The sequence below is a fragment of the Streptosporangium sp. NPDC002607 genome (assembly GCF_053592655.1).
This window is the reverse complement of sequence record NZ_JBSFWD010000071.1, coordinates 1-25214: the sequence shown is the minus strand read 5'-3', so window position 1 is coordinate 25214 and position 25214 is coordinate 1. Positions and strand designations below refer to the sequence as shown.

At 71.2% G+C, this 25214-nt stretch carries 19 protein-coding genes; 8 read left to right on the top strand and 11 right to left on the bottom strand.

Annotated elements, in window-relative coordinates; translation table 11 throughout:
- Positions 1–72: 72 nt before the first annotated feature.
- Positions 73–303 carry a DUF7455 domain-containing protein gene (locus ACWD3H_RS42675; protein WP_030920243.1) on the top strand — a complete coding sequence of 77 codons (231 nt, stop codon included), beginning with the start codon at positions 73–75 and terminating at the stop codon, positions 301–303.
- Between the two features lie 17 nt (positions 304–320).
- On the opposite strand, the gene ACWD3H_RS42670 is transcribed toward ACWD3H_RS42675, so the two are convergent.
- Entirely contained in the window at positions 321–1049 is a 729-nt protein-coding gene (locus ACWD3H_RS42670) for a GNAT family N-acetyltransferase (RefSeq protein WP_451959082.1), read from the bottom strand.
- Between the two features lie 46 nt (positions 1050–1095).
- On the opposite strand from ACWD3H_RS42670, the gene ACWD3H_RS42665 reads away from it, so the two are divergent.
- Complete coding sequence (locus ACWD3H_RS42665; RefSeq protein WP_451959088.1) at positions 1096–1836, top strand: YaaA family protein; 741 nt, start codon at positions 1096–1098, stop codon at positions 1834–1836.
- 79 nt (positions 1837–1915) lie between these two features.
- On the opposite strand, the gene ACWD3H_RS42660 is transcribed toward ACWD3H_RS42665, so the two are convergent.
- From ACWD3H_RS42660 to ACWD3H_RS42650, 3 genes are all read right to left on the bottom strand, one after another.
- Positions 1916–2836 (bottom strand): hypothetical protein, encoded by a 921-nt coding sequence (locus ACWD3H_RS42660; protein WP_350925821.1) that lies wholly within the window; start codon positions 2834–2836, stop codon positions 1916–1918.
- 154 nt (positions 2837–2990) lie between these two features.
- Entirely contained in the window at positions 2991–4634 is a 1644-nt protein-coding gene (locus ACWD3H_RS42655; RefSeq protein ID WP_451959081.1) for an RNA polymerase sigma factor, read from the bottom strand.
- A gap of 244 nt (positions 4635–4878) precedes the next feature.
- On the bottom strand, positions 4879–6972 hold the full coding sequence (locus ACWD3H_RS42650) for a SpoIIE family protein phosphatase (protein WP_350925825.1): 2094 nt from the start codon (positions 6970–6972) through the stop codon (positions 4879–4881).
- Positions 6973–7571: 599 nt separating this feature from the next.
- On the opposite strand from ACWD3H_RS42650, the gene ACWD3H_RS42645 reads away from it, so the two are divergent.
- From ACWD3H_RS42645 to ACWD3H_RS42625, 5 genes are all read left to right on the top strand, one after another.
- Entirely contained in the window at positions 7572–7760 is a 189-nt protein-coding gene (locus ACWD3H_RS42645; RefSeq protein WP_451959080.1) for a hypothetical protein, read from the top strand.
- A gap of 207 nt (positions 7761–7967) precedes the next feature.
- The gene (locus tag ACWD3H_RS42640) at positions 7968–9479 is read left to right on the top strand and encodes a hypothetical protein (RefSeq protein ID WP_451959079.1); all 1512 of its coding nucleotides are present in this window, start codon (positions 7968–7970) and stop codon (positions 9477–9479) included.
- A 7-nt stretch (positions 9480–9486) separates the two neighbouring features.
- A complete protein-coding gene (locus ACWD3H_RS42635) occupies positions 9487–10242 on the top strand; it encodes a LamB/YcsF family protein (RefSeq protein ID WP_451959078.1) in 756 nt (251 codons plus the stop codon).
- A gap of 10 nt (positions 10243–10252) precedes the next feature.
- Complete coding sequence (locus ACWD3H_RS42630) at positions 10253–10876, top strand: 5-oxoprolinase subunit B family protein (RefSeq protein ID WP_451959077.1); 624 nt, start codon at positions 10253–10255, stop codon at positions 10874–10876.
- Entirely contained in the window at positions 10873–11760 is an 888-nt protein-coding gene (locus ACWD3H_RS42625; protein ID WP_451959076.1) for a 5-oxoprolinase subunit C family protein, read from the top strand. The genes ACWD3H_RS42630 and ACWD3H_RS42625 overlap by 4 nt, the downstream gene beginning before the upstream one ends.
- 99 nt (positions 11761–11859) lie before the next feature.
- On the opposite strand, the gene ACWD3H_RS42620 is transcribed toward ACWD3H_RS42625, so the two are convergent.
- The 7 genes from ACWD3H_RS42620 to ACWD3H_RS42590 all read right to left on the bottom strand — a co-directional run bounded on the left by ACWD3H_RS42620 (position 11860) and on the right by ACWD3H_RS42590 (position 23665).
- Complete coding sequence (locus ACWD3H_RS42620; RefSeq protein WP_451959075.1) at positions 11860–12948, bottom strand: winged helix DNA-binding domain-containing protein; 1089 nt, start codon at positions 12946–12948, stop codon at positions 11860–11862.
- A 134-nt stretch (positions 12949–13082) separates the two neighbouring features.
- Positions 13083–14789 carry an ABC transporter family substrate-binding protein gene (locus tag ACWD3H_RS42615; protein ID WP_451959074.1) on the bottom strand — a complete coding sequence of 569 codons (1707 nt, stop codon included), beginning with the start codon at positions 14787–14789 and terminating at the stop codon, positions 13083–13085.
- A gap of 52 nt (positions 14790–14841) precedes the next feature.
- A complete protein-coding gene (locus tag ACWD3H_RS42610; protein ID WP_451959073.1) occupies positions 14842–17076 on the bottom strand; it encodes a dipeptide ABC transporter ATP-binding protein in 2235 nt (744 codons plus the stop codon).
- Positions 17077–17080: 4 nt separating this feature from the next.
- On the bottom strand, positions 17081–17989 hold the full coding sequence (locus ACWD3H_RS42605; protein WP_355562332.1) for an ABC transporter permease: 909 nt from the start codon (positions 17987–17989) through the stop codon (positions 17081–17083).
- Between the two features lie 7 nt (positions 17990–17996).
- Positions 17997–18980 carry an ABC transporter permease gene (locus ACWD3H_RS42600; RefSeq protein WP_355562335.1) on the bottom strand — a complete coding sequence of 328 codons (984 nt, stop codon included), beginning with the start codon at positions 18978–18980 and terminating at the stop codon, positions 17997–17999.
- Positions 18981–19103: 123 nt separating this feature from the next.
- Positions 19104–21467, bottom strand: coding sequence for an AAA family ATPase (locus ACWD3H_RS42595; protein WP_451959072.1), 2364 nt, complete (start codon positions 21465–21467; stop codon positions 19104–19106).
- A 332-nt stretch (positions 21468–21799) separates the two neighbouring features.
- Entirely contained in the window at positions 21800–23665 is a 1866-nt protein-coding gene (locus tag ACWD3H_RS42590) for a tetratricopeptide repeat protein (RefSeq protein WP_451959071.1), read from the bottom strand.
- 262 nt (positions 23666–23927) lie between these two features.
- On the opposite strand from ACWD3H_RS42590, the gene ACWD3H_RS42585 reads away from it, so the two are divergent.
- Positions 23928–25214, top strand: a 1287-nt coding sequence (locus ACWD3H_RS42585; RefSeq protein ID WP_451959070.1) for an MFS transporter, incomplete at its 3' end; no start/stop codon positions are given.

Here is a 25214-nt window from a genome sequence, read left to right as displayed (position 1 = left end):
ATCGGGTTAGATGTTCTCTCAAGTGACTGACGCCAGATCCTCCACCTCAGGGGATGACCTGAAAGGCGATACGTGACTGGAACCCTCGCCCCCGCCAAGCAGCTGACCGCTGCGGACCGCTGTGACCGGTGCGGCGCCCAGGCCTACATCCGCGCGACCCTGCCCGTAGGTGGGGAGCTGCTGTTCTGCGCCCACCACGGGCGTCAGCACGTAGCCGTGCTGAGAGACAAGGGTGCCAACATCCAGGACGAGTCTGCGCGTCTCAGTGACGCTCCGGCAACGGCAGGCAACGACGAACGGTAACCAGACGGATGGAGCCATCAGCGGACCCGATAGTGATATCGGCCCGCCACTGTGAAGCCGTGGCGCTCGTAGAGCGCCCTGGCCACCGTGTTCGACTCCACCATTACTAAATATGCCCGCTGCGTGCCCTGCTCTCGCGCATGTGTGAGCAGGGCACGTAACACCTTCCGCCCGTGGCCCTTGCGCCGCGCGTGCGGCACCACGGCCATGGAGTAGATCCCGAACCACTCCCCCTGAACCACACCCCGCCCCACGGCCTCCTCGCCGAGCGAGGCGTATGTGGCGGGCACACCGGTGAGGATCCGCACGGCCGTCGCCAGACCGTCGCCACCGGACCTCCCGTCCACGCTCCACCAGGCGTCCAGCCATGCCCGTGAGGGCGCTTCGGCGAGATCGACCTCTTCCCGCGACGCGCTGACGCCGTTCCCGGGCGCCTCGGGCACCAGGCTCACCGTCATGACCAGCGTTGGATCGACCACCCGATAGCCACGCGCGTGCAGTAACGCGTCCAGGCCGGGCGTGGCGCCACCTCCCACCGAGAAGACGCAGGGCAGGCCCCGGTCGGCGTAGAACTTCTCCGCCGCCTCGACGCCCGCTTCCAGATCCCCCGGCTCACCCAGCGGCAGCACGGAGTTGGCCCGCTTGGTCACCCCGTCCGCCGCGCGCAGGATCCAACCACCCGCGTCCACCCGGTGAATCGCCGGCCAGGCCTGGTCGACCAGCCGGTCGAAGACCTCATCGATCATGCTGCAGGATCCTAACCCCTCGGTCGCCGCACTACGCTCGGTGAGTGTGCTGATTCTGCTGCCTCCGTCCGAGGGAAAGGCCGCGCTGGGTGACGGCCCCGCCCTCGACCTGCCCCGGCTGAGTTTCCCCGCCCTCACCCCGTCCAGGCAGCGCGTCCTGGACGCGCTCACCGCCCTGTGCGAGGGTCCCGCCGCACGGGAGATGCTCGGGCTGTCGCCAGGACAGGCAGGCGAGATCGGCAAGAACCTGCTGCTGCGCACCGCGCCCACGCTGGCCGCGGCCGACCTGTACACCGGCGTGCTCTACGACAACCTTCACCTGGCCTCGCTCTCCCCCGAGGCCGCGGCGCGGGCCTCGGAGAGTCTGCTGATCTTCTCCGGCCTCTGGGGCCTGCTACGGATCGGCGACCGCGTACCCCCGTACCGGCTGTCGATGGGGGTGCGACTGCCGGCGCTCGGCGGTCTTGGCGCCTTCTGGCGCCGATCGGTCACCCCGTTGCTCGACGCCGAGCCCGGTCTGGTGGTTGATCTGCGCTCGGGCACCTACGCGACGGCGTGGCAGCCGGGTGGCAGGGCGGTGGCGGTGCGGGTGCTCAAGGAGGGGAAGGTCGTCAGCCACATGGCGAAGGCCACTCGCGGCGTCATAGCCCGCTCGCTGCTGGAGGGGGGCGTCGATCCACAGAGCCCCGAGGAGCTCACGAAGGTCCTGGACCACCTTGGGCACTCCGTCACTCTCTGTCCACCTCCCAGGGGGAGGCAGTCATGGATACTCAACGTAACGGTGTGATATTCACCACATTTCCCTTATAGCCCCATAGCAGGACCGGGCGGCACGCGTGATCCGGCGTGCACGTCTCGCGCCCCGCTCACGCCGGGACAAGGCGGAGCCGCCCGCAGGCCCGCTCGAACTGCTGAGCGGGATCACCCAGATAGGACCACGGCAACCGGCTGACCCTGCCCCCGGTACGCGTCAGGTGCCCACGCGCGGGCCTGCGCAGGTCCGCCAGATAGAAGGCGGCCCCGAACAGGTTGTGCGCCTCTATCGACCGTGGATGGCTGTCGCCGCCCAGCCAGCGGCCCGCGTGCGAGACGATCTCGCGCAGCGCCCCGTCCGAGAACCAGCCTCCGCGCGACATCGGGGACCGCTCGGCGGCCACCTGTTCGAAGTGCGCCAGCGGCAGCAGGGCCGCCATCGGGTCCCCGTCGGGCGCCCGCGACACGGCCTGCCTGGCGAACTCCAGCATCTCCTGGGCACTGCCGCCCCAGGCCGGTGACAACGTCATGAGCCTGGCCACATTGGCCGGGAACAGCGTCGGATAACGGCGAACGGTTTCGAACCAGACCGCGTCCTTCTCCTGGCGCGGCCGGTCGAGGCCGAGATAGAGCCACATGATCGACTCCCAGGGCACCGGATCGGACGGCACGAGCGCCGCCGCGGTGAAAAGCGGCTGCCTGGCTCTCTCCATCGCCGCCTGGAACGCCTGCAGACGCTGCGCCTGCACGGCCCGGGCCTTGACATCCGGCTTGATCGTCCAGGCTTCCTCGATGCGGGTACGCCCGAGCCAGAGCCACAGGTCGGGGTTGGCCCGGTCATGGAGCGCCAGCGTCTCAATGGCGCCGCTGTGGCCGACGGCCGCCCTGGCCAGTGCCTCGACCCTGAGCGCGCGTCTCTCCGGATCGCCACGGGCCGCGCCGAGCGTGAACGTACCGCTCTCGAACACCCTCCGGCGCACCGCGGCGACCGCGTCGTCGAGCATCACGTCCGCCCACGGACGATCGACGATCACCCGCAGCCTCCGGGCGCGAATCCTGTCAACTTCGGCCACACCCATGAGGCGGGAGCCTAGAAGTTCGTTTCACACCCCGTGCTACCGGCCTATTACACCGGCGTTAATGACGTGGGGCCCGCACCGGACAGTGCGGGCCCCCTGTCAGAAAGCCTCAGTCAAGGTAGTCACGCAGGACCTGCGACCGGGACGGGTGGCGGAGCTTGGACATGGTCTTGGACTCGATCTGCCGGATGCGCTCGCGCGTCACCCCGTAAACCTTGCCGATCTCGTCCAGCGTCTTCGGCTGGCCGTCGGTCAGGCCGAAACGCATCGAGACCACGCCCGCCTCGCGCTCGGACAGCGTGTCCAGAACGGAGTGGAGCTGCTCCTGCAGGAGCGTGAAGCTGACCGCGTCGGCGGGAACGATGGCCTCGGAGTCCTCGATGAGGTCACCGAACTCGCTGTCCCCCTCCTCACCCAGCGGGGTGTGCAGGGAGATCGGCTCGCGACCGTACTTCTGGACCTCGACGACCTTCTCGGGGGTCATGTCGAGCTCGCGGGCCAACTCCTCGGGAGTGGGCTCGCGCCCCAGGTCCTGAAGCATCTGCCGCTGGACGCGGGCCAGCTTATTGATCACTTCGACCATGTGGACCGGAATGCGGATGGTCCGCGCCTGGTCGGCCATGGCTCGGGTGATCGCCTGCCGGATCCACCACGTGGCGTAGGTGGAGAACTTGTAGCCCTTGGTGTAGTCGAACTTCTCCACCGCGCGGATCAGGCCCAGGTTGCCCTCCTGGATCAGGTCCAGGAAGAGCATGCCGCGGCCGGTGTAGCGCTTGGCCAGCGAGACCACGAGGCGGAGGTTGGCCTCCAACAGGTGGTTCTTGGCCCGGCGGCCGTCCTCGGCGATCCACTCCAGCTCGGCGCGGACGTCGACCGGGAGCCTCTCGCCGTCGGTTCCCAGCTGCTCCTCGGCGAACAGACCGGCCTCGATCCGCTTGGCGAGCTCGACCTCCTGCTCCGCGTTGAGCAGGGGGACCTTGCCGATCTGCTTGAGGTAGTCCTTGACCGGGTCGGCGGTGGCGCCGGCGGCGGCGACCTGCGGCACCGGGGCGTCATCGTCGTCATCGGAGAGGATGAGGACCTCGTCCTCGTTGACCTCGACGGCCTCGGCCTTGGGCTCCTCCTCGGCCTCGGCCTCGGCTTCCACCTCGACCTCGACCTCGACCTCGGCGACGGCCTCCAGGTCGAAGTCCTCGAGCTCGACATCCTCGAGCTCGATGACCTCGTCGTCATCGCCGGCGAGCGACTTCGACTCGGACGCGGGAGCCGGAGCGGCTACCTCGGGACCGGCCTTCTTCGGCGGGGCCGGAACCGGCTTCTTGGCAGCCGGGGCGACCTTCTTGGCCGGCGCCGCGGGCCTCTTGGCCGCGGGAGCGGGCTTCTTGGCCGCTGCCGCGGGCTCAGAACCGCCGACGACCGCGGTGACGGTCTCCGGCTGCTCCTTGGCCGCCGCGGCGGTCTTGGTCTTCTTGACGGCGGCGGGCGCGGCCGGGGCAGTGCGGCGCTTGGCCGGAGTGCGGGACTTCTTGGGAGCTGCGGAGTCCTCGGCAGTCAGCCGTACGGTAATGCCCTCTTTGCTGAGGCTTCGCAGGATTCCAGCGACCTGCGCCATCGGAATGTCCGCTTCCTCGACGGCCTTGCGGACATCCTCGGACTCGAGGAACCCCTGCGAGCGCCCCCGCTCCATCAGCTGCTGAATGACGGGCTCGTTCAGCTCGGATGGCTTCGAGCGAGTCGAACTTGCAGGCGACACGAACACCTCTCGAAGGAAAGCGAGACGAGAATGGACCCAGATGCCCAACTAGGGGCACTTCTACCTCTAGTTGTGGTTAGCGAGGCCGCGCGAACCGCGACGCACCTGTCCAGCATTGTGGCATGACACCGTGATCCATACGGCCGCCTCCTGGCGGTTGCCCTCCACCCTAGGCCGACCAAGAGAGTAGTGCGTACGGAAGCGAGGCACCGATACCCGAAAGCAACCGTTATGACTGTTTCATTCAGTCACTCTTCGTGGCGGCGGGAACGTGAATCGCGAGCACTGTGACGTCGTCATCCTGCTCATATCCAGACAACATCCGGTCGACAAGGAAATCTAGCAACATGTGAGGGCTTCCGACCACTTCAGCCGGCGCTTCGGTCACAACAGAGCAAAGATCAGCGAGTCCGGCATCAAGACCACGCTTCCGGTTCTCCACCAGACCATCCGAATACAGGACGGCGGTGTGGCCCGGCGGGACACAGAACCTGAACTGCCTGCGACTCGTGGGCCAGCCCAGCGGGGTGCCCGGCTCGCCGTCACACAGTATCGGCACGCCCTCAGGGGAGACCAGCAGGGGCGGCGGGTGACCGGCCAGCGCCAGCGTGCCCTCTCCGGTGCCGGGCTCGACGACCATGTAGGCGAGGGTCGTGACCTGCTCCTCCTCCTCGGTCGCCTCGAAGACCCGGTCGAGGCCGGTGAGGACCGCCGCGGGCGGCGGGTTGGTCAACGCCAGGGCCCGCATGGCGTTGCGGATGCGGCCCATCCCCGCCGCGGCCTTGACGCCCTTGCCCATGACGTCGCCGACCACCGCCGCGACCCGGCCGTCCTGGAGCACGAACGCGTCGTACCAGTCACCGCCGACCTGCACATGGCGGCTTCCCGAGCGGAACCGCTGGGCCAGGACCAGCCCCCTGACCACCGGCAGGCGATCGGGCAGCAGGCTGCGCTGGAGCGTCTCGGCGGTGCGGTGCTCGCGCTCGAACAGGGTGGCCCGCTCCACGGCGAGGGCGCACTGCCCGGCGAGCGCCTCCAGGAACACCCCGTCCTCCTGGGAGATCTTCTGCGGGCGGGTGAAGGAGAATCTCAGTGCCCCGAGCGCGCGACCCGCGGCCAGCAGCGGCAGGCCCACCCAGGCCCGCTCGTCACTGTGGGCGATGAAACCGGTGATGCTGTCGTCATCGCCGCCCGCGTCGACCAGTTGGGACCGCAGGCTGTCCGGCGACTCGGCGAAGACCGGGCGCCGGCTGTTGACCGCCATGGTCATCACGCTGGAGTGCGACAGCGGGATCTCCTCGCCGGGCGCGCCCGGAACGTCGGGGATGCCACCACTGTTGACCAGCTTCAGCGCGGCCCGGTCGACGTCGAGCAGCGCCACCGCCGACCGGTCGGCGGCCAGCGCCGTACGACCCACGTCGATGATGACCTGGACCACCTGCTCGACGGTGAGCGCCTCGGCGAGCAGCGCCGTGGCGCCCTGCAGGCGCGCGGTCCGCAGGGCCGCGGCGCCGAGCTGATCGGTCAGGCGGCCCCGCATCTCCTCGGCCTCGCGCTGCGGGGTGACATCGGTGTTGGCCCCCACCCATTCGACGACCCGGTTGTGCCGGATGATCGGGACGGCGCGCACCTCGAAGTGCCGGTAGCCGCTGGCCCGGGTGCGGACCCGGTAGCTCCACTCGAACATGATCCGGCCGCGCAGCGCCTCACGCCAGGCCTCCTCGGTGTGCGGGCGGTCGTCCGGGTGGACGGCCTCCAGCCAGCCGTGGGTCAGGTACTCCTCCAGCCCCTGGCCGGTGATGGCCCGCCACTGCGGCGCGTCCTCCTCCACGACGCCGTTGGGCGCGGTGATCCAGACCAGCTGGGACTGGGCCTCGACCAGCGAGCGGTATCGCTCCTCGCTGCGCCTGAGATCCTCCTCGACCTGCCTGCTGTCGGTGATGTCGACGCCGACCAGGCAGATCGCGCGCAATGCGCCCTTGTCGTCGTGGATCGGGGAGAAGGTCAGCGACCAGTGGTGGGTCTCACCACCGGCGGTGCGCACCCGGATCCGCTGGTCGCCGTCGACCGAGGCTCCCGCGACCATGCTCCGCACCGAGCCCTCGATCAGGGCGGTCAGGTCGGCGGAGAGCAACTCACCGGGGGCCCGGCCGACCAGGCGCTCGGCGGGCAGGCCGACCACGTTGGCGAAGACCTCGTCGACACGTTCGAAGCGACCTCCGGGGTCGAAGAACGCGAAGGCGAACGGCGACTGTGACAGCAGGCCCTGCAGCAGGCCGGAGTCTGAGATGTCCACACCCGACTCCCGGGGACGGGGCACGGAGGTTTCGGCGCTCATGGTCGGCACCTCCGTCGCGTGCCAGGGTCTCCCACGAGGCACATCTCCAAACTTGCGAATTGGCGTAGCGCGGCTCCGGGGGACCGGATCCTGGAGTACATCATCGGCGATGGGCAGGCGCGGACGGAAGCCCCGCCCAAGATGCGGTCAGCACACCCCGGGAACGCCACCGCTCCGATGACCGGGATCCCCGGGCCGACACGCCGGGGCTCCCGTACGGGCGGCGACCAGTCGGCGTTGCGCCTTCGAACGTTTGCGGCCAGGACCCTAGCAGGATCGCGCCGGACCGTCCCGGCAACTGCCCACCTCATCTCCGTCGGGCTTGCAGGCGAGATCAGGCTACTGACTCGCCGTCAATTCGGCTCCCTCTTCGGGGACACTCGCTTACTCCACTGTTGCAGGATTCAGTCAAGATACGGGGTCAGCTTCCCATATCAGGGTGCCGAGGGTTGACACTCCCGAGATAAGTTGTGGAATGAGAACGCACGTCCCCGCCGACATATCCGGGGGATGCTCCCGGGAAACTCCGGAGGAATGCGACATCTATGCCCGTTCTTGCCACCCGCTCCACCGGGCCTTCAACGACTTATCACGAGCCGGTGACATCTCACCTGGCCACCGAGTTCCTGACCGTTCCCGTCGAGACCGTCGGCAGGTGCGTGGCAGAGGTCTGTGCCTGCGCGGAGCACCTCGGCATCGAGGCGACGCCCGAGGTCGTCGAGCGTGTCGCCCGCGAGCATCTACTCGCCCTTGTCAACTCCGCGCCGCCGCCCCGCGGTCCCCGGTAGCATCGGGGAACCCGGCCGTCTCTACGCACCGTTTGGACCGGGAATGCGAGAAGGTTGGGACGTGAGCGAGCAAAGCGAGCGGGCCGATCCGCACGGCGACGGCCGCGCTGAGCTCACGCGGCCGACGGGGGAGGCTGAGACTGCTTGAGCCGGCGACACCGTCGAGACCCCAGAGAGAGCCAGTCCCCTGAGGCGGTCTTCTCCGAGATGTTGCTCGCCGCTCGCGAGCTGCTGGCCGTACGCAGCCCGCTGGACGCCGAACTCATGGTCTCCGACATGGTCGGAGCCTGGTGGGGGCGCCGGCTGAAACGCGGGGACGCCGAACAGGTCCTCGGCGAGGGCCTGGTCGACTACGCGGCCAAGGCCGGCTCGCCCGCCGCGCTCACCCTGCTGATCGCGCTGGCCTACCTCGGTACGGCCCGCCAGGCCGCCAAGGCGGAGGGCGCCGCGCTGGCGCTCATGGAGCGCGGTGTGGCCAGGCCCCGCTGGGCCGACCGGCTGGGTGCGGTCAAGACGACCGGCTGCTTCGTCTCCCGCGACGCCTACGGCGATCAGGACACGGTGGTGTGCACCTTCGGCTACCGGGGCGCCGACAGCGGCGAGGACCGGCACGCGCTGGTCGTGATCGTCGACTACAACATGCGCGGCATCGCCCGTGACGCCTGGGTCTCATCGCACGTCGACAAGCTGCTGGAACAGGCCAGGGCCGAGGCCGAGGACAACCCGATGCTCAGGTTCGGCCAGATCGAGCCGCAGCAGGCCAGGGCGCTGCTCGAATCGGCGATGAAGGCCACCGCGGAGTACGGCCACCGCAGGACGGCCGCGCCGGTCAGCGACAGCTACAGCGCCTACCACGCCTTCGCCAGGTCCCGGATCAAGGCGCTGCCGCCCGGCCGGAAGCGGCCGGCCCCGCTGCACAGCGAGGCCCCCTACAGCCGCGACCGCCGGGCGATGCTGGCCGCCGAGTTCCTCTCCTCGGACGCGGCCGAGCACCTGTCCGACCCCTCCGCGGCCTCCCGATGCGCCGATCACATCATCGACTACGGCTGCGACCAGGATTTCGGCCGTCCACTCCGGGTCAGCCCGACCAAGTGCGAGACCTTCCTGCTCGACTGGCTGCCGCGCAAGGTGATGCTCACCACCGCCGAGCAGGAGGCGGTGCCGCACGTGCTGGGCGCCTGGGCGCGTTTCGCCGCGGGCCGGACCGGGCTGCCGGACGAGGGGCTGCGAGCCACGCTCGACGCGGTCTGGGAGGCGACGGGCAAGTTCGCCGAGTCCTACCGCGATCCGACGACCTTCGGGCTCGACCGCGACCTGCTCGACCGGCTGCTGCCGGACGGCGACCTGTCGGCACTGGCCAGGCGGGTGTTCGCGTTCCCTTTCCTGCAGGGCACGCACGGCGAGATCCAGCTTGGCCTGCTCAACCCCGCGGACGACGCCGACCGGCGGATCCTGCTGGGCATCGACCACGCGGGCGAGCTCGCCCGGCCCGACCACGACGAGCATCTCGCCTGGCACGAGGAGATCGCCGCCCGGCTGTGGGAGGGCGATCCGCCGCAGCTCTGGGAGGCCGCGCAGCGGCTGCTGGACCTGGGCCACGACCGGCACGACGTGCTGCACGTGCTGATCGAGATCGCCGAGCGCATCGGCGACGACCCCGAGGAGCTGGCCATCGCCCTCGACGACATCGCGGACATTCCCGATGAGCCTCCGGTGTAGGTGAATCATGATGATCGATCTCAACGCCGATCTGGGCGAGGGCTTCGGGATCTGGCGGCTGGGCGAGGACGCGGCCCTGCTCGAACTGGTGACCAGCGCCAACATCGCCTGCGGGTTCCACGCGGGCGATCCGCTGACCATTCGCCGCACGTGCGCGGCGGCGATCGACCGGGGGGTCGCGATCGGCGCCCAGGTGTCCTACCGGGATCTGGCCGGGTTCGGCCGCCGCGAGATGGACGTCGACCCGGAGGAGCTCTGCGCCGAGGTGCTCTACCAGCTGGGGGCGGTGGACGGCATCGCCAGGGCGATGGGCGGCCGGGTCTCCTACGTCAAGCCGCACGGCGCGCTGTACAACCGGATCTGCCGCGACCCCGAGCAGGCCGGGGCCGTCGTGGCGGCGGTGGCCGACTACGACCGGGACCTGCCGCTGTTGACCCTGCCCGGCTCCGCCGTCCACGAGATCGCCGCCGAGGAGGGGGTCACCACGGTCGTCGAGGCCTTCGCCGACCGCGCCTACACCGGTGCCGGAACGCTGCTCTCCCGCCGCTCCCCCGGCGCCGTGCTGCACGACCCCGATACGGTCGCCGCCCGTATGGTGCGGATGGTGACCGAGGGAGTGGTCGAGGCGGTGGACGGCTCGCTGGTCCCCGTCGAGGCGCGCTCGATCTGCGTCCACGGCGACACCCCCGGCGCGGTGCTGGTGGCCCGGGCCGTCCGCGACGGCCTGGTGAACGCCGGGGTGACGCTGAGGTCCTTCAGTTGAGGGGCCGGCGGTGATCCGGCGGGCCGGGGAGCGGTCGCTGCTGGTGGAGACCGGCTCGCTGGAGATCTCCCACCGGCTGGACGCCCTGCTGCGGGCCGATCGGCCGACCGGGGTGGTGGAGATCGTGCCCGGCCCCACCACGGTCCTCGTCAGCGCGCCGGGGGCCGACCTGACGCGCCTGCGGGATCGGCTCCTTCACCTGCTGGAGACGGGGGCCACGATCGGCGCGGGTACCGCCGCGCCGGCGCCGGCCGTGACCATCCCGGTCGTGTACGACGGCGCGGACCTCGACGAGGTGGCCGCGCTGAGCGGCCTCTCCCCCGGGGAGGTGGTCGAGCGGCACACCGGGCGGGAGCTGGTGGTGGGCTGGCTGGGCTTCGCCCCCGGGTTCGCCTACCTCACGGGGCTGGATCCCGCGCTGCGCGTGCCACGGCTGGACACCCCGCGAACCTCGGTGCCCGCCGGATCCGTGGCGGTCGCCGGCCCCTACTCGGCGGTCTACCCCTCGGCCTCCCCCGGCGGGTGGCGGCTGCTCGGCCGCTCCACGACGGCGGTCTGGGACGTGACCGCCGACCCGCCCACCCTGCTCACGCCGGGGACACGGGTGCGTTTCCTGGCGGTCGGCGGGCCATGATCGAGGTGATCGCGCCGGGGCCGTACGCCACGGTGCAGGATCTTGGCCGGCCCGGGTACGCCCATCTCGGGGTGCCCCGCTCGGGTGCCGCGGACGAGCCGAGCCTGCGGCTGGCCAACCGCCTGGTCGGCAACCCGGAGGGCGCCGCGGGGATCGAGCTGACCTTCGGCGGCGCCCGGCTGCGCTTCACCACCGGGACCTGGGTCGCCGTCACCGGGGCCGCCTGCCCGCTGGAGCTCCTGCGACCACGCGGGACTGCCGACGACGCGGCTCCCGGCGTGCCGGCCCTACAGGGGATGTGCGCGCCTTTCTGGGTGCCCGCGGGCGGCGAGCTGCGCACCGGGACGCCGGAAACCGGCCTGCGCACCTACATCGCCGTCCGTGGTGGCCTCGACACGCCCGTCACGATGGGGAGCCGGTCGTCCGACTCGCTGTCCGGGCTCGGCCCTGCCCCGCTCCGCGCCGGAACGGTCCTGCCCATGGGGCCGACGGACGGCCTGCCGCCGATCACCGTGGACGCGGCGCCCTCGCCGGAGCTTGGAGCGGGCCTCCTGCTTGTCCTGCCGGGTCCCCGGGAGGACTGGTTCGTCCCCGGAGCCCTGGCCACCCTGTGCGCGGAGCCCTACGAGGTCGGCCAGGACAGCAACCGGGTGGGCGTGCGAATGCGCGGCGCCCGCCTGGAACGGGCCCGGGACGAGGAGCTGCCCAGCGAGGGCATGGTGGCCGGGGCCGTCCAGGTGCCGCCCAGCGGCCAGCCGATCGTGTTCCTCGCCGACCACCCGCCGACCGGCGGCTACCCGGTCATCGCCGTGCTGACCTCGGCGAGCCTCGCCAGGGCCGCCCAGCTCCGCCCCGGCGACCGGGTACGCTTCCGCCGCGGCTGAACCGCTCCTCAGCGGAGCCGGCGGGAGGGCACTTCGGGCACGAGGTTCGGTATTCGAACACGGAAGCCCCGGTCGTGACGGCTTTCGAAGCCGGAGCCATCAGCGCAGCAGCTCGGACACCCGCTCGGTCTCGGCTGCGAGGGCCGCGGCGGGCACCTCCTCCAGGAGGTCGACGACGATCTTCTTGTCCTTGGCCTCCCAAATCCCGGCCACCCGGCCCTCGTGGATCACGACGGGGGAGATCCAGCCGGCGGCCCGGCTGACCCTCGCCTTCGCCTTGGCGGGCAGGAGGGGCTCCAGGTCACGAGGGGCGGCGAGGATGTACTGGTCGAAGCCTGGCAGGAGGTGGACCCCGGTGGCGGGCCGGGTGCCGGCCAGCTCGTCGAGGTGCTCGGCGAGCATGACCATCGGCCGGCCGCCGACCTCGATCTCGGCCAGCTCGGGGGTGAGGTCCCGGAACCAGCCGCGCAGCGTCGCCTTGCGGGCCGCCCCGCGGTAGAGCCAGCCGTCGAACGTCTCGGGGGTGCCCGGGCCGTGGGCACCGAGGAAGGAGCGGAGCAGGCGCACGCCGCCCTCTTCGGCCGAGGGGAGCTCCGCCGGCCAGCCGGGCACCCAGTCGCGGGGGCTGACGAAGGTCACCCTCCCCTCGCGTGGCGGGCCGTAGCAGAGCTCACCGAGGAAGCTCAGCGGCTTGAACAGGGCGCCCCAGCCGGAGGTGAGCGCCTCCTTCAGGTGGGCGTCGCCGGTGATCTCGATGACCCCGTCGACCAGTTCCTCGCGAGTGAGGGCGCGGCCGGCGAGCGCCTTGGGCACGGCGTCGAGGATGGCGGCGACCTCGGCGGCGGTGACCCCGTGGCCCCGCTGCCAGGAGCCCTTGTCCCAGTTGCGGAACGAGCCGAGGACGGCGGCGTAGGCGGCCAGCTCGTCGGCGGGGACGAGGTGCAGGGTGCCGCGCGCCGTCCAGGTCTTGACCAGGCTGCGGTCTCGCCACAGGGCATCGTCGATCTCATCGGGTCTCGGCCGCGCGCTCCGCACGGCCACCGCCAGGCCGGCGGAGGAGGCCACCTGCGCCTGCACCCCGGTGAGCCTGCGCACGACGGAGACCGTGTCCGGCGCGTCTGCCGGGTCCACGAACTGCCGTTTCAACCGCCACGCGAGCACCTGGGGCCAGGTAACCGAGATAACCATGGCCCACTTCTACACTCCGCTCCCGACAGAAAGCGCGCCCGTCCCGCTGCCGGGCGCCTCCCGGGCTCCTCGGGTATCCGGCCACCTGAGGACCGCGAGACGCCCCGCCCGACCGGGCCACCCGCACGGCCGCGTCACCGGGTGAAACCGATGTCCTGGTACCTCAGGTCGTAGAAGCCGCGGGCGCCGAAGTTGGCGACCGTGCTCTTGACCGCGACGTTCTGCGGTCGCTGGTAGAGCGTCACCACGTTGACCGCCTGCCAGATGAGCTTGTCGGCGGCGTTGGTGTCGGCGATGGCCCGGCCGGGGGCGAGGGCGGCGGTCGCCTTGTTCATGGCGGCGTCGATCTGCGGGGAGCCGATGCGGCCGAGGTTGGCGTTCCACTGCCCGGTGTCGTCCGGGCGCCTGGTGGCGTCGGCGTACTGACCGTAGGCGCTGGAGACGGGAAACGGCGTGCCCATGTATGCGAAGGCAGTGATGTCGTAATTGCCGGGAATTATGTATTTGGTGAAGTAGTCATCGGTGGGTACCGACTGGAGAGTGACCCCGACACCGATCTGGGCGAGCATGTCCTGGACGAGTTCGGCCTCGGACTTGGTGAGTTGCAGGCTGGACGGCAGGACGAAGCGCAGGTTCAGCTCCCTGCCGTCCTTCCTTCTGATCCGCCCCTCCAGCTTCCAGCCTGCGGCGTCCAGCTCCCGCCCGGCTTGAACGGGGTTGTAAGTACCGATCTCACCGGCGTTGTCCTGGTAGCCCTCCTGGGTGTTCATGAAGAAGTGGTTGTTCAGCAGGACGATCGGCCAGTCGAGGCCCTGGAGGTCGGACTGGGCGACGGCCTGGCGGTTGATACCCATCGCCACGGCCCTGCGTACCCTCCGGTCGGACAGCAGGGCGCTCTCGCCGTTCATCGTGATGTGCCGGAAGTCGGGCCCGGCCGCCTGCCGCACGATCGCGCCCGGGGTGGCCTTGACGCGCGCGTAGTCGGGCGCGGACGGACCGATGTCGAAGGTGTCGAGCTCACCGTTGCTGAAGGCCCCGACCAGTGCGTCGCTCTCCAGGGAGCGGTAGATGATCTGATCCAGCTTGGCCCGCTCTCCCCACCAGCGGTCGTCCCTGGCGATGGTGACGGTCTTGGCGGTCGGATCGAACGAGACGAACCTGAACGGGCCGGCGGTCACCGGGATGCGGTTCAGCCAGGCGTTGTTGAACGCCTCGGAGGTGGCGTTGGTGCTTCGGGGGTACAGCGGTGCGAACAGCGACTGCCAGTCGCCGAAGGGTTTGGCGAAGGTCACCACGACCTGGTGGTCGTCCTTGCCCCTGGTCACCTTCTCGATGTCCTGGTAGCCGGTGGTGCTCGCCACCCGGTAGTCGCCGTTGCGGCCGTTCATCGCCTGCCACTGGGCCCGGTAGTCCTCCCAGGTGATCGGAGTGCCGTCGGACCACCTGGCACGCGGGTCGAGGGTCAGGGTGACGACCTGCCTGGGGCCGTCCGAGGTGACCCTGCCCGCCGACAGGTAGTCGCTGTTCGGGGAGATCTGCCCCTTGGCGTCGGAGCGGAACGGCGAGGGCATGAGGGCGTCCATGACCTTCTTGACCGTCGCCAGGTTGCCGTCGACATGGTTGAGGTTCCAGTTGGCCGGATACTCGCTGAGCCCCCAACGGAGCACCCCTCCGTCCACGACCCGGTCGCGGGCGACGGGGTTGACGTCGTAGGCCTTGATCGCCGAGATGGACCCGCTCCCCGTCCCGCCCCCGCCACCGCAGCCGGTCAGAACCGGCGAGACCGCCAGGACCACGGCCAGCGCGGTGGCGAGCGCGCCCACGCGCCGGATCGATGTCACTGTTTTCCTCCCGGAGGATACGACTGGGCGAACAGAAGGGCACTCGGCTGGATCATCCGGCGCCGAACCTCTCGGCGAAGTGGCACGAGACTCCGTGGTCGTCTCCGAGTCGGCGCACCTGGGGTTCCTCTTCCACACAACGCCTTCTGACGGTCTCGTCGAGGGATCTGAACAGGGGACAGCGGGTGCGGAAGCGGCAGCCGGAGGGAGGATCGGCCGGGCTGGGCAGGTCTCCCTCCAGCAGGACCCGCCTCCTGGAGCGTTCCATGACCGGATCCGGCAGCGGGACGGCCGACAGCAGTGCCCGCGTGTAGGGATGCATCGGAGCGTCGTACACCCGGCCGGCCTGCCCGATCTCGGCGATCCTGCCGAGATACATGACCGCGACCCGGTCCGCGATGTGCCGGACCACGGCCAGGTCGTGCGCCACGAGCAGGTACGACAGGCCCAGGCGGGTCCTCAGCTCCGCCAGCAGGTTGAGCACCCCGGCCTGGATGGACACGTCGAGCGCCGAGACCGGCTCGTCCAGCACGACCAGCCGGGGTTCCAGGGCGAGAGCGCGGGCGATGCCGATGCGCTGACGCTGCCCCCCGGAGAAGTCCTGCGGATAGCGGGCGGCGTGACCGGCCTCCAGGCCGACCATGCCGAGCAGCTCGCGGACCCTCGGCCCCACCTCACGGCTGCCGTGCGTGCGCAGCGGCTCGGCGAGAATGTCGTAGACGGTCATCCTCGGGTCGAGCGAGGCCAGCGGGTCCTGAAAGACGACCTGCATGTCGCGCCGGACGGCCATCCGGTCGCGGGCGCTCATCTGTGCGGTGTCGCGGCCCAGCACCGTGATCCCGCCGCTCTGCGGTGCGGCCAGTTCGAGGATCTCCATCAGGGTGGTCGTCTTGCCACAGCCCGACTCCCCGACCAGGCCGAGCGTCTCGCCCTCGCGGATGTCGAAGCTGACACCGTCCACCGCGCGGACCGTGCCGACCCGCCGCCGCAGGAGCCTCCCCTTCACCAGGGGATAGTGCTTGACCAGGCCCTCGACCGCCAGGACCACCTCACGCCCGCCACGCGGCCGTGGCCGCTCCCCGGCGACGGAACCGGCAGCGGGACCGACAGCGGGACCGACAGCGGGACCGACAGCGGGACCGGGGCCGATCGCCTCCCCCGCGATGGCGCGCACACCGTAGATCTGGGCGGGTGACCACCCCTCCGCCTCGATCTCACCCGAGCGTACGCACGCCGCGAGGTGGCCGGGCGAGCCCACCCGTACCGGCTCGGGCTCGGACTCGGCGCACGCCGGGACGGCGATCGGGCAGCGCGGCTCGAACGGGCAGCCCGGCGGCAGCGCCGCCGGTGACGGCGGGCTGCCCTCGATGGGCACCAGCGGCTGCTCCCGGCCGCGGTCAAGGCGCGGGATCGAACCGAGCAGGCCCATGGTGTACGGCATGCGGGTGCGGTAGTAGACCTCGTCCACCGAGCCGACCTCGACGGGGCGCCCGGCGTACATGACGAGAACCCGGTCGGCGAACCCGGCCACCACCCCCAAATCGTGGGTGATGATGACGATCGCCGCGCCCGTCTCCCGCTGCGCCGTCTTCAGCACCTCCAGCACCTGAGCCTGGATGGTCACGTCGAGCGCGGTGGTCGGTTCGTCGCAGAGGATCACGTCGGGGTCGTTGGCGATCGCCATCGCGATCACCGCGCGCTGGCGCATGCCGCCGGAGAACTCGTGCGGGAACGCCCTGGCGCGCTGCGCCGCGTTGGGGATGCCGACCAGGTCGAGCAGCTCGACGGCGCGCCTGGCGGCCTGCGCGGCGCCGATCCGCTGGTGGACGCGGACCGCCTCGGCGATCTGGTCGCCGACCCGGTAGACGGGGGTGAGCGCGGAGAGCGGGTCCTGGAAGACCATCGAGATGGTCTTGCCGCGGAACGCGGTGAGTGTCCTCTCCGGGGCGCCCAGGATCTCCTGTCCGCGCAGCCGCACCGACCCGGTGACGTGGGCGTGCGGCGGGAGCAGGCCCATCACGGCCAGCGAGGTGACCGACTTGCCGGAGCCGGACTCACCGACGATCCCGAGCACCTCGCCCGGACGGACCGCGTAACCCATTCCCCTGACCGCGCGGACCGCGCCGGGGCCCAGGCCGAAGGTGACGTCGAGGTCGCGCACCTCGAGCACGGGTTCGGCGGGCACGAGGTCGGTTCCGGCCCTCGCCGGCAGGGGACCGGCCCCGGCGCCGCACCCGCCGGTCCGGCCGCTCCGGGATCTCGCGTCCGCGGTTCGCTCGCCTGTCATCCGCTCACCCACCTCTGCGGGCCGTGGGGTCAAAGGCGTCGCGCAGGGAGTCGCCGACCAGGTTCACCGCGAGCACGGTGACGATCAACAGGCCCGCGCAGAACCAGAACGTCCAGGGGGCGTAGAGCGCCGTCTGGGCGCCGTCCGCGATGAGGCTGCCCAGCGAGACGTCCGGCGGCTGGATGCCGAAGCCGAAGTAGGAGAGGGACGTCTCGGTGAGGATCGCGGCGCTGACGTTCAGCGTGGCGTCGACGACCAGCAGCGAGGACATGTTGGGAATGATGTGCCGGAAGATGATCCTTGTCGGCGGCACGCCCATGAACCTGGCCGCCTGGATGAACTCCCGTTCCCTGAGCGAGATGGTCATGCTCCGGACGATCTTCGAGGTCACCATCCAGAGGAAGAGCGCCAGCACCAGCACGAACACCGGCCACTGTCCCCCGGCGAAGAGCGGGGACATGATCGCCAGGATCAGGAAGGCGGGGAGCACGAGCAGCAGGTCGGTCACCCAGGTCAGTGAACGGTCGGTCCAGCTTCCGAAGTATCCGGCGAAGGCACCCACCACGGCCGCGAGCGCGGTGCCGACCACCGCGGCGAGCAGGCCGACGACCAGGGACCTGCGCATGCCGCGCAGCGTGACCGCGTACACGTCGGCGCCGGTCTGCAGGGTCCCCCACCAGTGCTCGGTCGACGGCGGCGCGAGAAAGGCGGTGAAGTCCTTGGCGGTGTAGGTCCAGCGGGTGAGGTAGGGGCCGGCGAAGGCCAGCAGGAAGATCAGCAGGAGGAGCACGGAGCCGGTCCGGCCCCGGCCCGAGCGCAGGAGGCGGCCCATGACCACCCGCAGCCGTGAGGGCGCCTTGATCCTGTCGACGGACGCCCGCTGCTCGGTGAGCTCCTCCTCGGCGATGGTCATCTCCGGCTCACCCCACCCGGACGCGCGGGTCGAGGACGGCGTGGAGCACGTCGGAGGCCAACGCGGCCAGCAGCACCGCCAGCGCGGCGAAGCAGCTGATCGCGGCGACGGTGTTGATGTCGTTGGTGGAGATCGAGTCGACCAGCTGCTCTCCCACACCGTGCCAGCCGAAGATCTTCTCGGTGAAGGTGGTGCCGACCAGTAGCGCCCCGAAGGTGAAGGCGAAGTAGGTGACCGCCGGGATCAGCGCGGTACGCAGCGCGTGCCGGGTCAGCGCGGCGCGGCGGCTCAGCCCCTTGGCCATGGCCGTGCGGATGAAGTCGGCGCCGAGCACATCGAGCATCATGTTGCGCTGGTAGCGGCTGTAGACGGCGGCCAGGCCGAGCGAGAGCGACAGCGTGGGCAGCAGCAGATGCTGGATCCGGTCGATCCCGGCGGCGACGAACCCGCCCTGGAGCCCGGGGGTCGCCTCTCCGCTGACGAGGAGGATCTGGGCGCCGACGGCCTCGTTGAACCGGACCGCGGCGATGATCAGGATGTTGGCCAGCACCACCGTGGGGACCGCGAGGACGACGAAGGAGAGACCTGTCGAGAGCCGGTCGAAGGCGCCGTACTGCTTGACCGCGGCGTAGGCGCCGACGAGCACGCCGGTGACACTGCCGACGACCAGCCCGACCGTGATCAGGCGCAGGGTGACGCCGATCCGGCGCCCGAGGTCGTCGCCGACCGAGCCGCCGGCCACCGTCCTGCCGAAGTCGCCACGCGCCAGGGCGCCCGCCCAGGTCAGGTAGCGCTCGAAGAGCGGGGTGCGGTCGTTGAGGTTGAGGTCGGTGAGGCGGGCGTCGACGACCGCGGGGGGGATCGGCGGGTTGCGGCCCTCGTAGTTGGATCGCGGGTCGAGCGCGGAGGCGGCCAGCATGTAGGCGAGGCTGGTGGCCACGACGATCAGCACCAGATAGTTGAGCAGCCTGCGGGCAAGGAATCCCGCCATCTTTCCTCCTCCGGAGCCCCACCGCTGTCGGTGACCATCTTGCTACACTCAGCGACCGATGGGCTGCATAGCGTACCGAATCGGAGGGATCTCAGTGGACGATGGCGCCGGTCGGACCCGGAATCACTTTCCGGAGAGTTCGTCCACGGCGGCGCGCAGGTCAACGCTGGTGATGGTGGTCAGGTCGGCGGCGGTGGCGGTGGCACCGCCCAGGGCGGCCAGGCGGACGTCCCTGCGCATCGCCGCGCGCTCGAAGAGCGAGCGCGCGAACCTGCCGTTGCCCAGGCCGTCGATCAGGCCCTCGTCGCAGACCCAGGCGAAGACCTCGGCCAGGTCACGCCGGGCGGCGTCGTCGAACCTGTCACCCGAGGAGTCGGCGAGCAGCACCGCGATCTCGGTGAGCTCCTCGGCGGAGTACGAGGGAAACCGCACCCGCTGGCTGAACCTGCTACCCAGGCCGGGATTGGACGACAGGAAGGTGTTCATCTCCCGCTCGTATCCGGCCAGGATGATCACCAGCCGGTCGCGGTCGTCCTCGGCCCGCTTGAGCAGCGTCTGCACGGCCTCGGTGCCGAAGGCGTCGCCCCCGCTGTAGCCGGAGTTGACCAGGCCGTAGGCCTCGTCGACGAAGAGCACCCCGCCGAGCGCCCGGTCGACCAGCTCGTTCGTCTTGATCGCGGTGGCGCCGAGGTGCTGGCCGACCAGGTCGGCCCGCTGGGCCTCCACCACGTCGGGCTGGGTAAGCAGGCCGAGCGCGGCGAAGATACGGCCCAGGATGCGGGCCACCGTGGTCTTTCCGGTGCCCGGCGGCCCGGCGAAGACGAAGTGCCGCATCTGCGGCGGGGTCGGCAGCCCCCGCTCCTGACGCATCTTGGCCACTCTGAGCTGCGCGGCGATCGCGTGCACCTGCCGTTTGACCGGTTCGAGACCCGCCATGCGGTCGAGGTCGGCCAGCGCCTCCTCGAGGGAGGGCGCGGCCTGGTAGCCCCGGTAGCGGGCGGTGAGCTCGTCGAAGGCCTTGACGACATCCTCCAGGGCCGTGGTGACCAGGTCCTCAGTGGTGGGCGCGCCGCCCGCCCCCACCACGCGCACGTCCCTGGCCTGCGCGGCGGCCTCCACGAGGCTGCGGACGAACCGGGCGTTGCCCAGGTCGTCGACTATCGAGCGCCGGTGGATGTCCTCGAATCGGGCGAGCAGGGCGGGCGCGGCCTCCGGTGACATCCGGTCTCCCCGGCGCCTCTGCAGCAACTCGGTGATCTGGAGCAGCTCATCGGGGGCGTAGCTGGGGAAGCGGACCCGGCTTGCGAACCGGCTGGACAGGCCGGGGTTGGACGACAGGAAGGCGGCCATCTCCTTCTCGTATCCGGCCAGGATGACGACCAGCCGGTCGCGGTCGTCCTCGGCCCGCTTGAGCAGCGTCTGCACGGCCTCCGCGCCGAACCTGTCCGGCTGGCCGTCACCGGAGTTGATCAGGCTGTACGCCTCGTCGATGAAGAGCACCCCGCCGAGCGCCCGGTCGACCAGCTCGTTCGTCTTGATCGCGGTGGCGCCGAGAAACTCCCCCACCAGGTCGGCCCGCTGGGCCTCGACCACGTAGGGGGTCTCCAGCAGGCCGAAGGCGTAGAAGATCTTCGCGACGGTCCTGGCCACGCTGGTCTTGCCGGTGCCCGGGGGGCCGACGAACACGAAGTGCCGCATCGGTGGCTCGGTGGAGTATCCGGCCTCCCTGCGCAGCCTGGCCGCCTCGATCGAGGCGGCGATCGAGCGCACCTGCTCCTTCACCGGGGCCAGGCCGATCATGGCGTCCAGCTCTCCGAGCGCCTCCTCCACCGAGATGGGCGGCGGCGCCTCCCGCTCGCCGGTCACGGCGGCGGGCGCGGGGGGACCGCCCCCGCGGACCCTGAGCCCGGCCTGGCTCCGCTCCCCCACCGTCAGTGCCGCCCGCACCCGGCGGGCCTGGAGGAAGCGCTGGACGAGCACCCCGGCCGCCACCGCGTACGCGGCCCAGATGGCGGTGACCGGCGCGAGCCCGGGGATGACCACGCCGAGCAGGACGGCCACCAGTCCGGCGGGCACCAGTGCCATGGCCGTGCTCACCCACGGGGTGACCCAGCGGATGAGGTGGGCCGCGCCGGCCACCAGGGGGGCGAGGATCATCAGCGCGGTCGGGATCGGTGAGTTCCAGCCGGACGCGCCCTGGAAGATCATCAGCGCCGACAGCCAGGCGAGCACCACGAGCAGGGTGGCCGCGGCGCGGGGAAAGCTCAGGGTCAGCGCCGCGAAGCCGAGCAGCGTCAGCGTGACGAAGAGTGTGTTGAGCACCGACCAGCCGAGGCCGAACGCCAGCCCGACCGCTCCGACCAGCACCGCGACGTAGATCAGCCTGCGCAGAGGCGGCGAGAGCCGGAAGTAGCCCAGCCGCACCCGCTCGAACAGATCCCGTGCGGCCACGCGCCCCGCCGGCTGGGCCCTGCTGGATTCCCGCATCACGCCTCCCCGGTCCGCCCCCGGTTATACCGCACCGGGGGGACGTTTGCGCGTGCCTGGGCGTCGCGCCACGCCGCCGCGCGGGCACGATCAGATATGTGGACGAGAACGGATGAAATCCACGCTCGAGGTAGCAAGCTGCGACCGGTGCCGCACCGGTGGCCACACCCTTCCCTGTGCCGCCTCCGCGCCCCGCGCGCGGCGGTTCGCGCCCGTGTTCCCGCCGGGTGGGAGTACCCGGTCCCCGCGCCCGTCCTTCCCCGGGAACCGGCCAGGTGACGGGCATGGGAATGTCACCGCCGGGCAAGGCGGTCCGCGCTCCCGACGACCGCTCAGCCTCGGCGGGCACGGCCCTGGTGCCGGCCGGGATACTCGCCGACCACGACCTGCTTGGGGGTGATCCTCAGCAGGCCGGCCTCGGTGTCGCCGATCGCGATGCCGCGCACCTCGGCCCAGAAGCTGCGGCCCTGCGGGTCCGCGACGAAGACCGCCACCCTGGGGTCGCGCTCGGCGGCCTCCCACGCGTCGGAGGCGGCGATCAGGCGTAACTCGCCGCTCGGGCCGACCGAACTGACCGCGCCGACGGCCAGCGCGCGCGGGCCGCTGGGGTCGGCATAGGCGAGCATCACCCCCCGCGCGTGGGTGAAGGCCGCGCGCACCTCCCCGCTGAGCCCCACCGGCGGGGAGGCATCGCCGGGCAGGCGGCCGCCGCAGCCGTCGCACATGACCAGTGAGGCGCGCCAGGGACCCGGCGCACCCCGCCACCATGCCCGCACCGACCTCGTGGCGAACACCGCCGACGAGACGGCCGGCAGCACGGTCCCGGCCCGCCAGGCCCACTCGCCCGCCTGGGCGAGCCCGAGCGTGGTGACCGCCGCCGCCATGCCGAGCAGGAGCGCCGCCGCGGCGGACAGGGCCAGCGCCGCCGCCAGCCCGCGGTCCGCTGCCAGCACCCTGCCGAGGCCCAGGGCGGGACCGGCCCCGCGGTACGCCCAGCCGAGCACGAGCGGCACGGCGAGCACGGCGAGCGCCCAACGCCGTTCGTCCAGGACCGCCGCCGCCGGCACGACCGCCACCGGCACCGACCAGACCCGGCCCGCCACCAGCCAGAGGGTCACGTTGACGTCCCGCCTGGCCGTACGGTCGTCACCGGCCGCGGCGAACTCGGCCAGCGCCCTGACCGGCCGCCCGCGCCAGGCATCGACGAGCACGCGCAGGACGAGCAGTACGGCGCCGTTGAGGAGCACCAGCCCGGCGAGGCCCGCCCAGAGCACCCCCGTGGCGTCCGGCGGCGGTCCGGCCAGGAGCGGTGGGACCTCCGGTGGGAGGGTGGCGACGACCGCGACGTACGCGGCCACGACGACCAGGGTGATCAGGATCGACGTGCCGAGCCAGAGGTCGCGGGCGAGCATGCCGGGCACGTACGACCAGAGCCCGACCCGGTGCGCCTGCCTGAGGGTGATCACCAGGACGGCGAGCGGCACCAGCCCGCCACCGATCCTCGCCACGCCTGCCAGGCCGAACCCGAACTCCGCCGCGCAGACCGCGACGAGGGCGACGGCCAGCAGGATGCGGAGCTGCCGCGACCACGTCTCCAGGGCGCGCCTGGCCCGGCCCGTCTCACGGGGGTCGACCGGCCAGGCGGGGTCGTGGTGGGCGCGTGGGCGCTCCCAGCGCAGCCAGGTCAGGCCGAGGTTGATCCTGGCGCCGGGATGGTCGGGCAGGCGGCGCAGCGCGTCGCGGTAGGCGGCCCGCGCGCGGGGGTACTCACCACGCAGCAGCGCGAGGTCACCGGTGAGGACATGCGGGTCCGGCTCCTCCGGCGCGTAGCGGACGGCCCTGGCCGCCTGTGCCCGCGACTCGCGCCAGCGGCCCGGTACCCTGCGCAGTGCCGCCCCCAGGCGCATCCGCGCGGCCCAGGAGCCAGGCGCGAGGCGTACCGCCTCCTCGGCGGCGGCCACGGCCTCCGCGTCGCGGCCGAGCCGCTCGAACGCGAGGCTGGCGAGGCGGTATCCCCAGTCGGCTCCCGACTCGGATCGGGGGTCGAGGTCCAGCGCCCTGCGGGCGGCCTCCAGCGCGGCCTCGGGGTGGTCACGGCCCAGCAACGCGGCGGCCACGGCACACCACTGCCGGGGGTCGTCGGGATCTCGGGGCGGCGGCACCGGGGCCGAGTCGTGCCCGCCGGACCCGCTCACCACGGCGGCTCACGGGCCTCACGCTGACTCCCCACGATCGCCATGGTCCGTGGGAGATCACCATTTGCCTAGATAACGGTATATGCCTGTATCTCTCTAGAGAGGTCACGCACAGTGTCACCGAAAACACGGATCGCCGATCGATCGCGAGACACAAGGTACACATATCCATGTAAATCCATAATTGAATGCCACCCCGCGCACTGCCGCACTTCGCCTAGGCTGCGACGTATGTTCGTCCAGGCTGACAACTCCTGAGCGGCCCATGACCACCATCATGGCCAAAGCCAGGGGTGGGGACGGCGGCTCACCTGCACCCGGGGCCAGCCGGTGGTCGATCCTCGCCCTGCTCTGCTTCAGCCTGCTGCTGATCGCGGTGGACGCCACGGTGCTGCACATCGCGGTGCCCACGCTGACGGCGGCTCTGGAGCCGACCTCCGTGGAACTGCTGTGGATCATCGACGTCTACTCGCTGGTGGTCGCGCCGCTGCTGCTGACCTTTGGCACGCTCGGTGACCGCTACGGGCGCAAACGGCTGGTGCTGGCCGGATACGTGGTCTTCGGCGTCGCCTCGGCGGCGGCCGCGTTCGCCCCGACCCCGCTCGCGCTGATCTCGGCGCGGGCACTGCTCGGCGTCGGCGGTGCCATGATCATGCCCGCCACCCTCTCCATCATCCGGCAGGTCTTCACCGACCGGTACGAGCGGGCGATCGCGCTGGGCGTGTGGAGCGCGGTGGCGGCGGCCGGGGCCGCGGTCGGCCCGCTCATCGGCGGGCTGCTCGTCGAGAAGTTCTGGTGGGGCGCCGTCTTCCTGATCAACGTCCCCATCCTGATGGTCCTGCTGCCCGCCGCGGTCAGGCTTCTTCCCGAGATCCCGAGGCGCTCCGACCAGCCGTGGGACGCACTCAGCGCGCTGCTGTCGGTATTGGGCATCCTCGGTGTGGCCTTCGGCCTGAAGGAGACGGGCGCCGGGCATCTCGGCGGGGTGGCGGTCCTGCTGTGCGGGGTCTGGCTGCTGACCTGGTTCGTCCGCAGGCAGCGGCGACTGGCCTTCCCCCTGCTCGACCTGGAGCTGTTCCGGCGACGGGCGTTCTGCGCCGGGGTGGGCGGCGTGCTGCTGACCGTCTTCGCCCTGGTCGGGCTGGAGCTCATGCTTGCCCAGTACCTCCAGTTGGTCCTCGGCGACAGCCCGCTCGGGGCGGCCGTACGGATGCTCCCGCTCATGATCGCCGCGATCGCGGGCGGCCTGGCCGGGGCTCGGCTACTGCGGTGGTTCGGGCTGCGCGCCACGATGAGCGGCGGACTGGCGCTGACCGCCCTGTCCCTCGCCCCCACCCTGGCCTGGGGCACCGAGGGGCATCCGGTGGCCCTGACGTTCTGCTTCGTCGGCATCGGCTTCGGCATCCAGGTCACCCTGCTGGCCGCCTCCGACACGATCATGTCGGCCGCGCCCGAGTCGCACGCGGGCGGCGCCGCCGCGATCGAGGAGACCGCCTACGAGCTGGGGGCCGGTCTCGGGGTCGCGGTGCTCGGCACGATCACCACGGTCGTG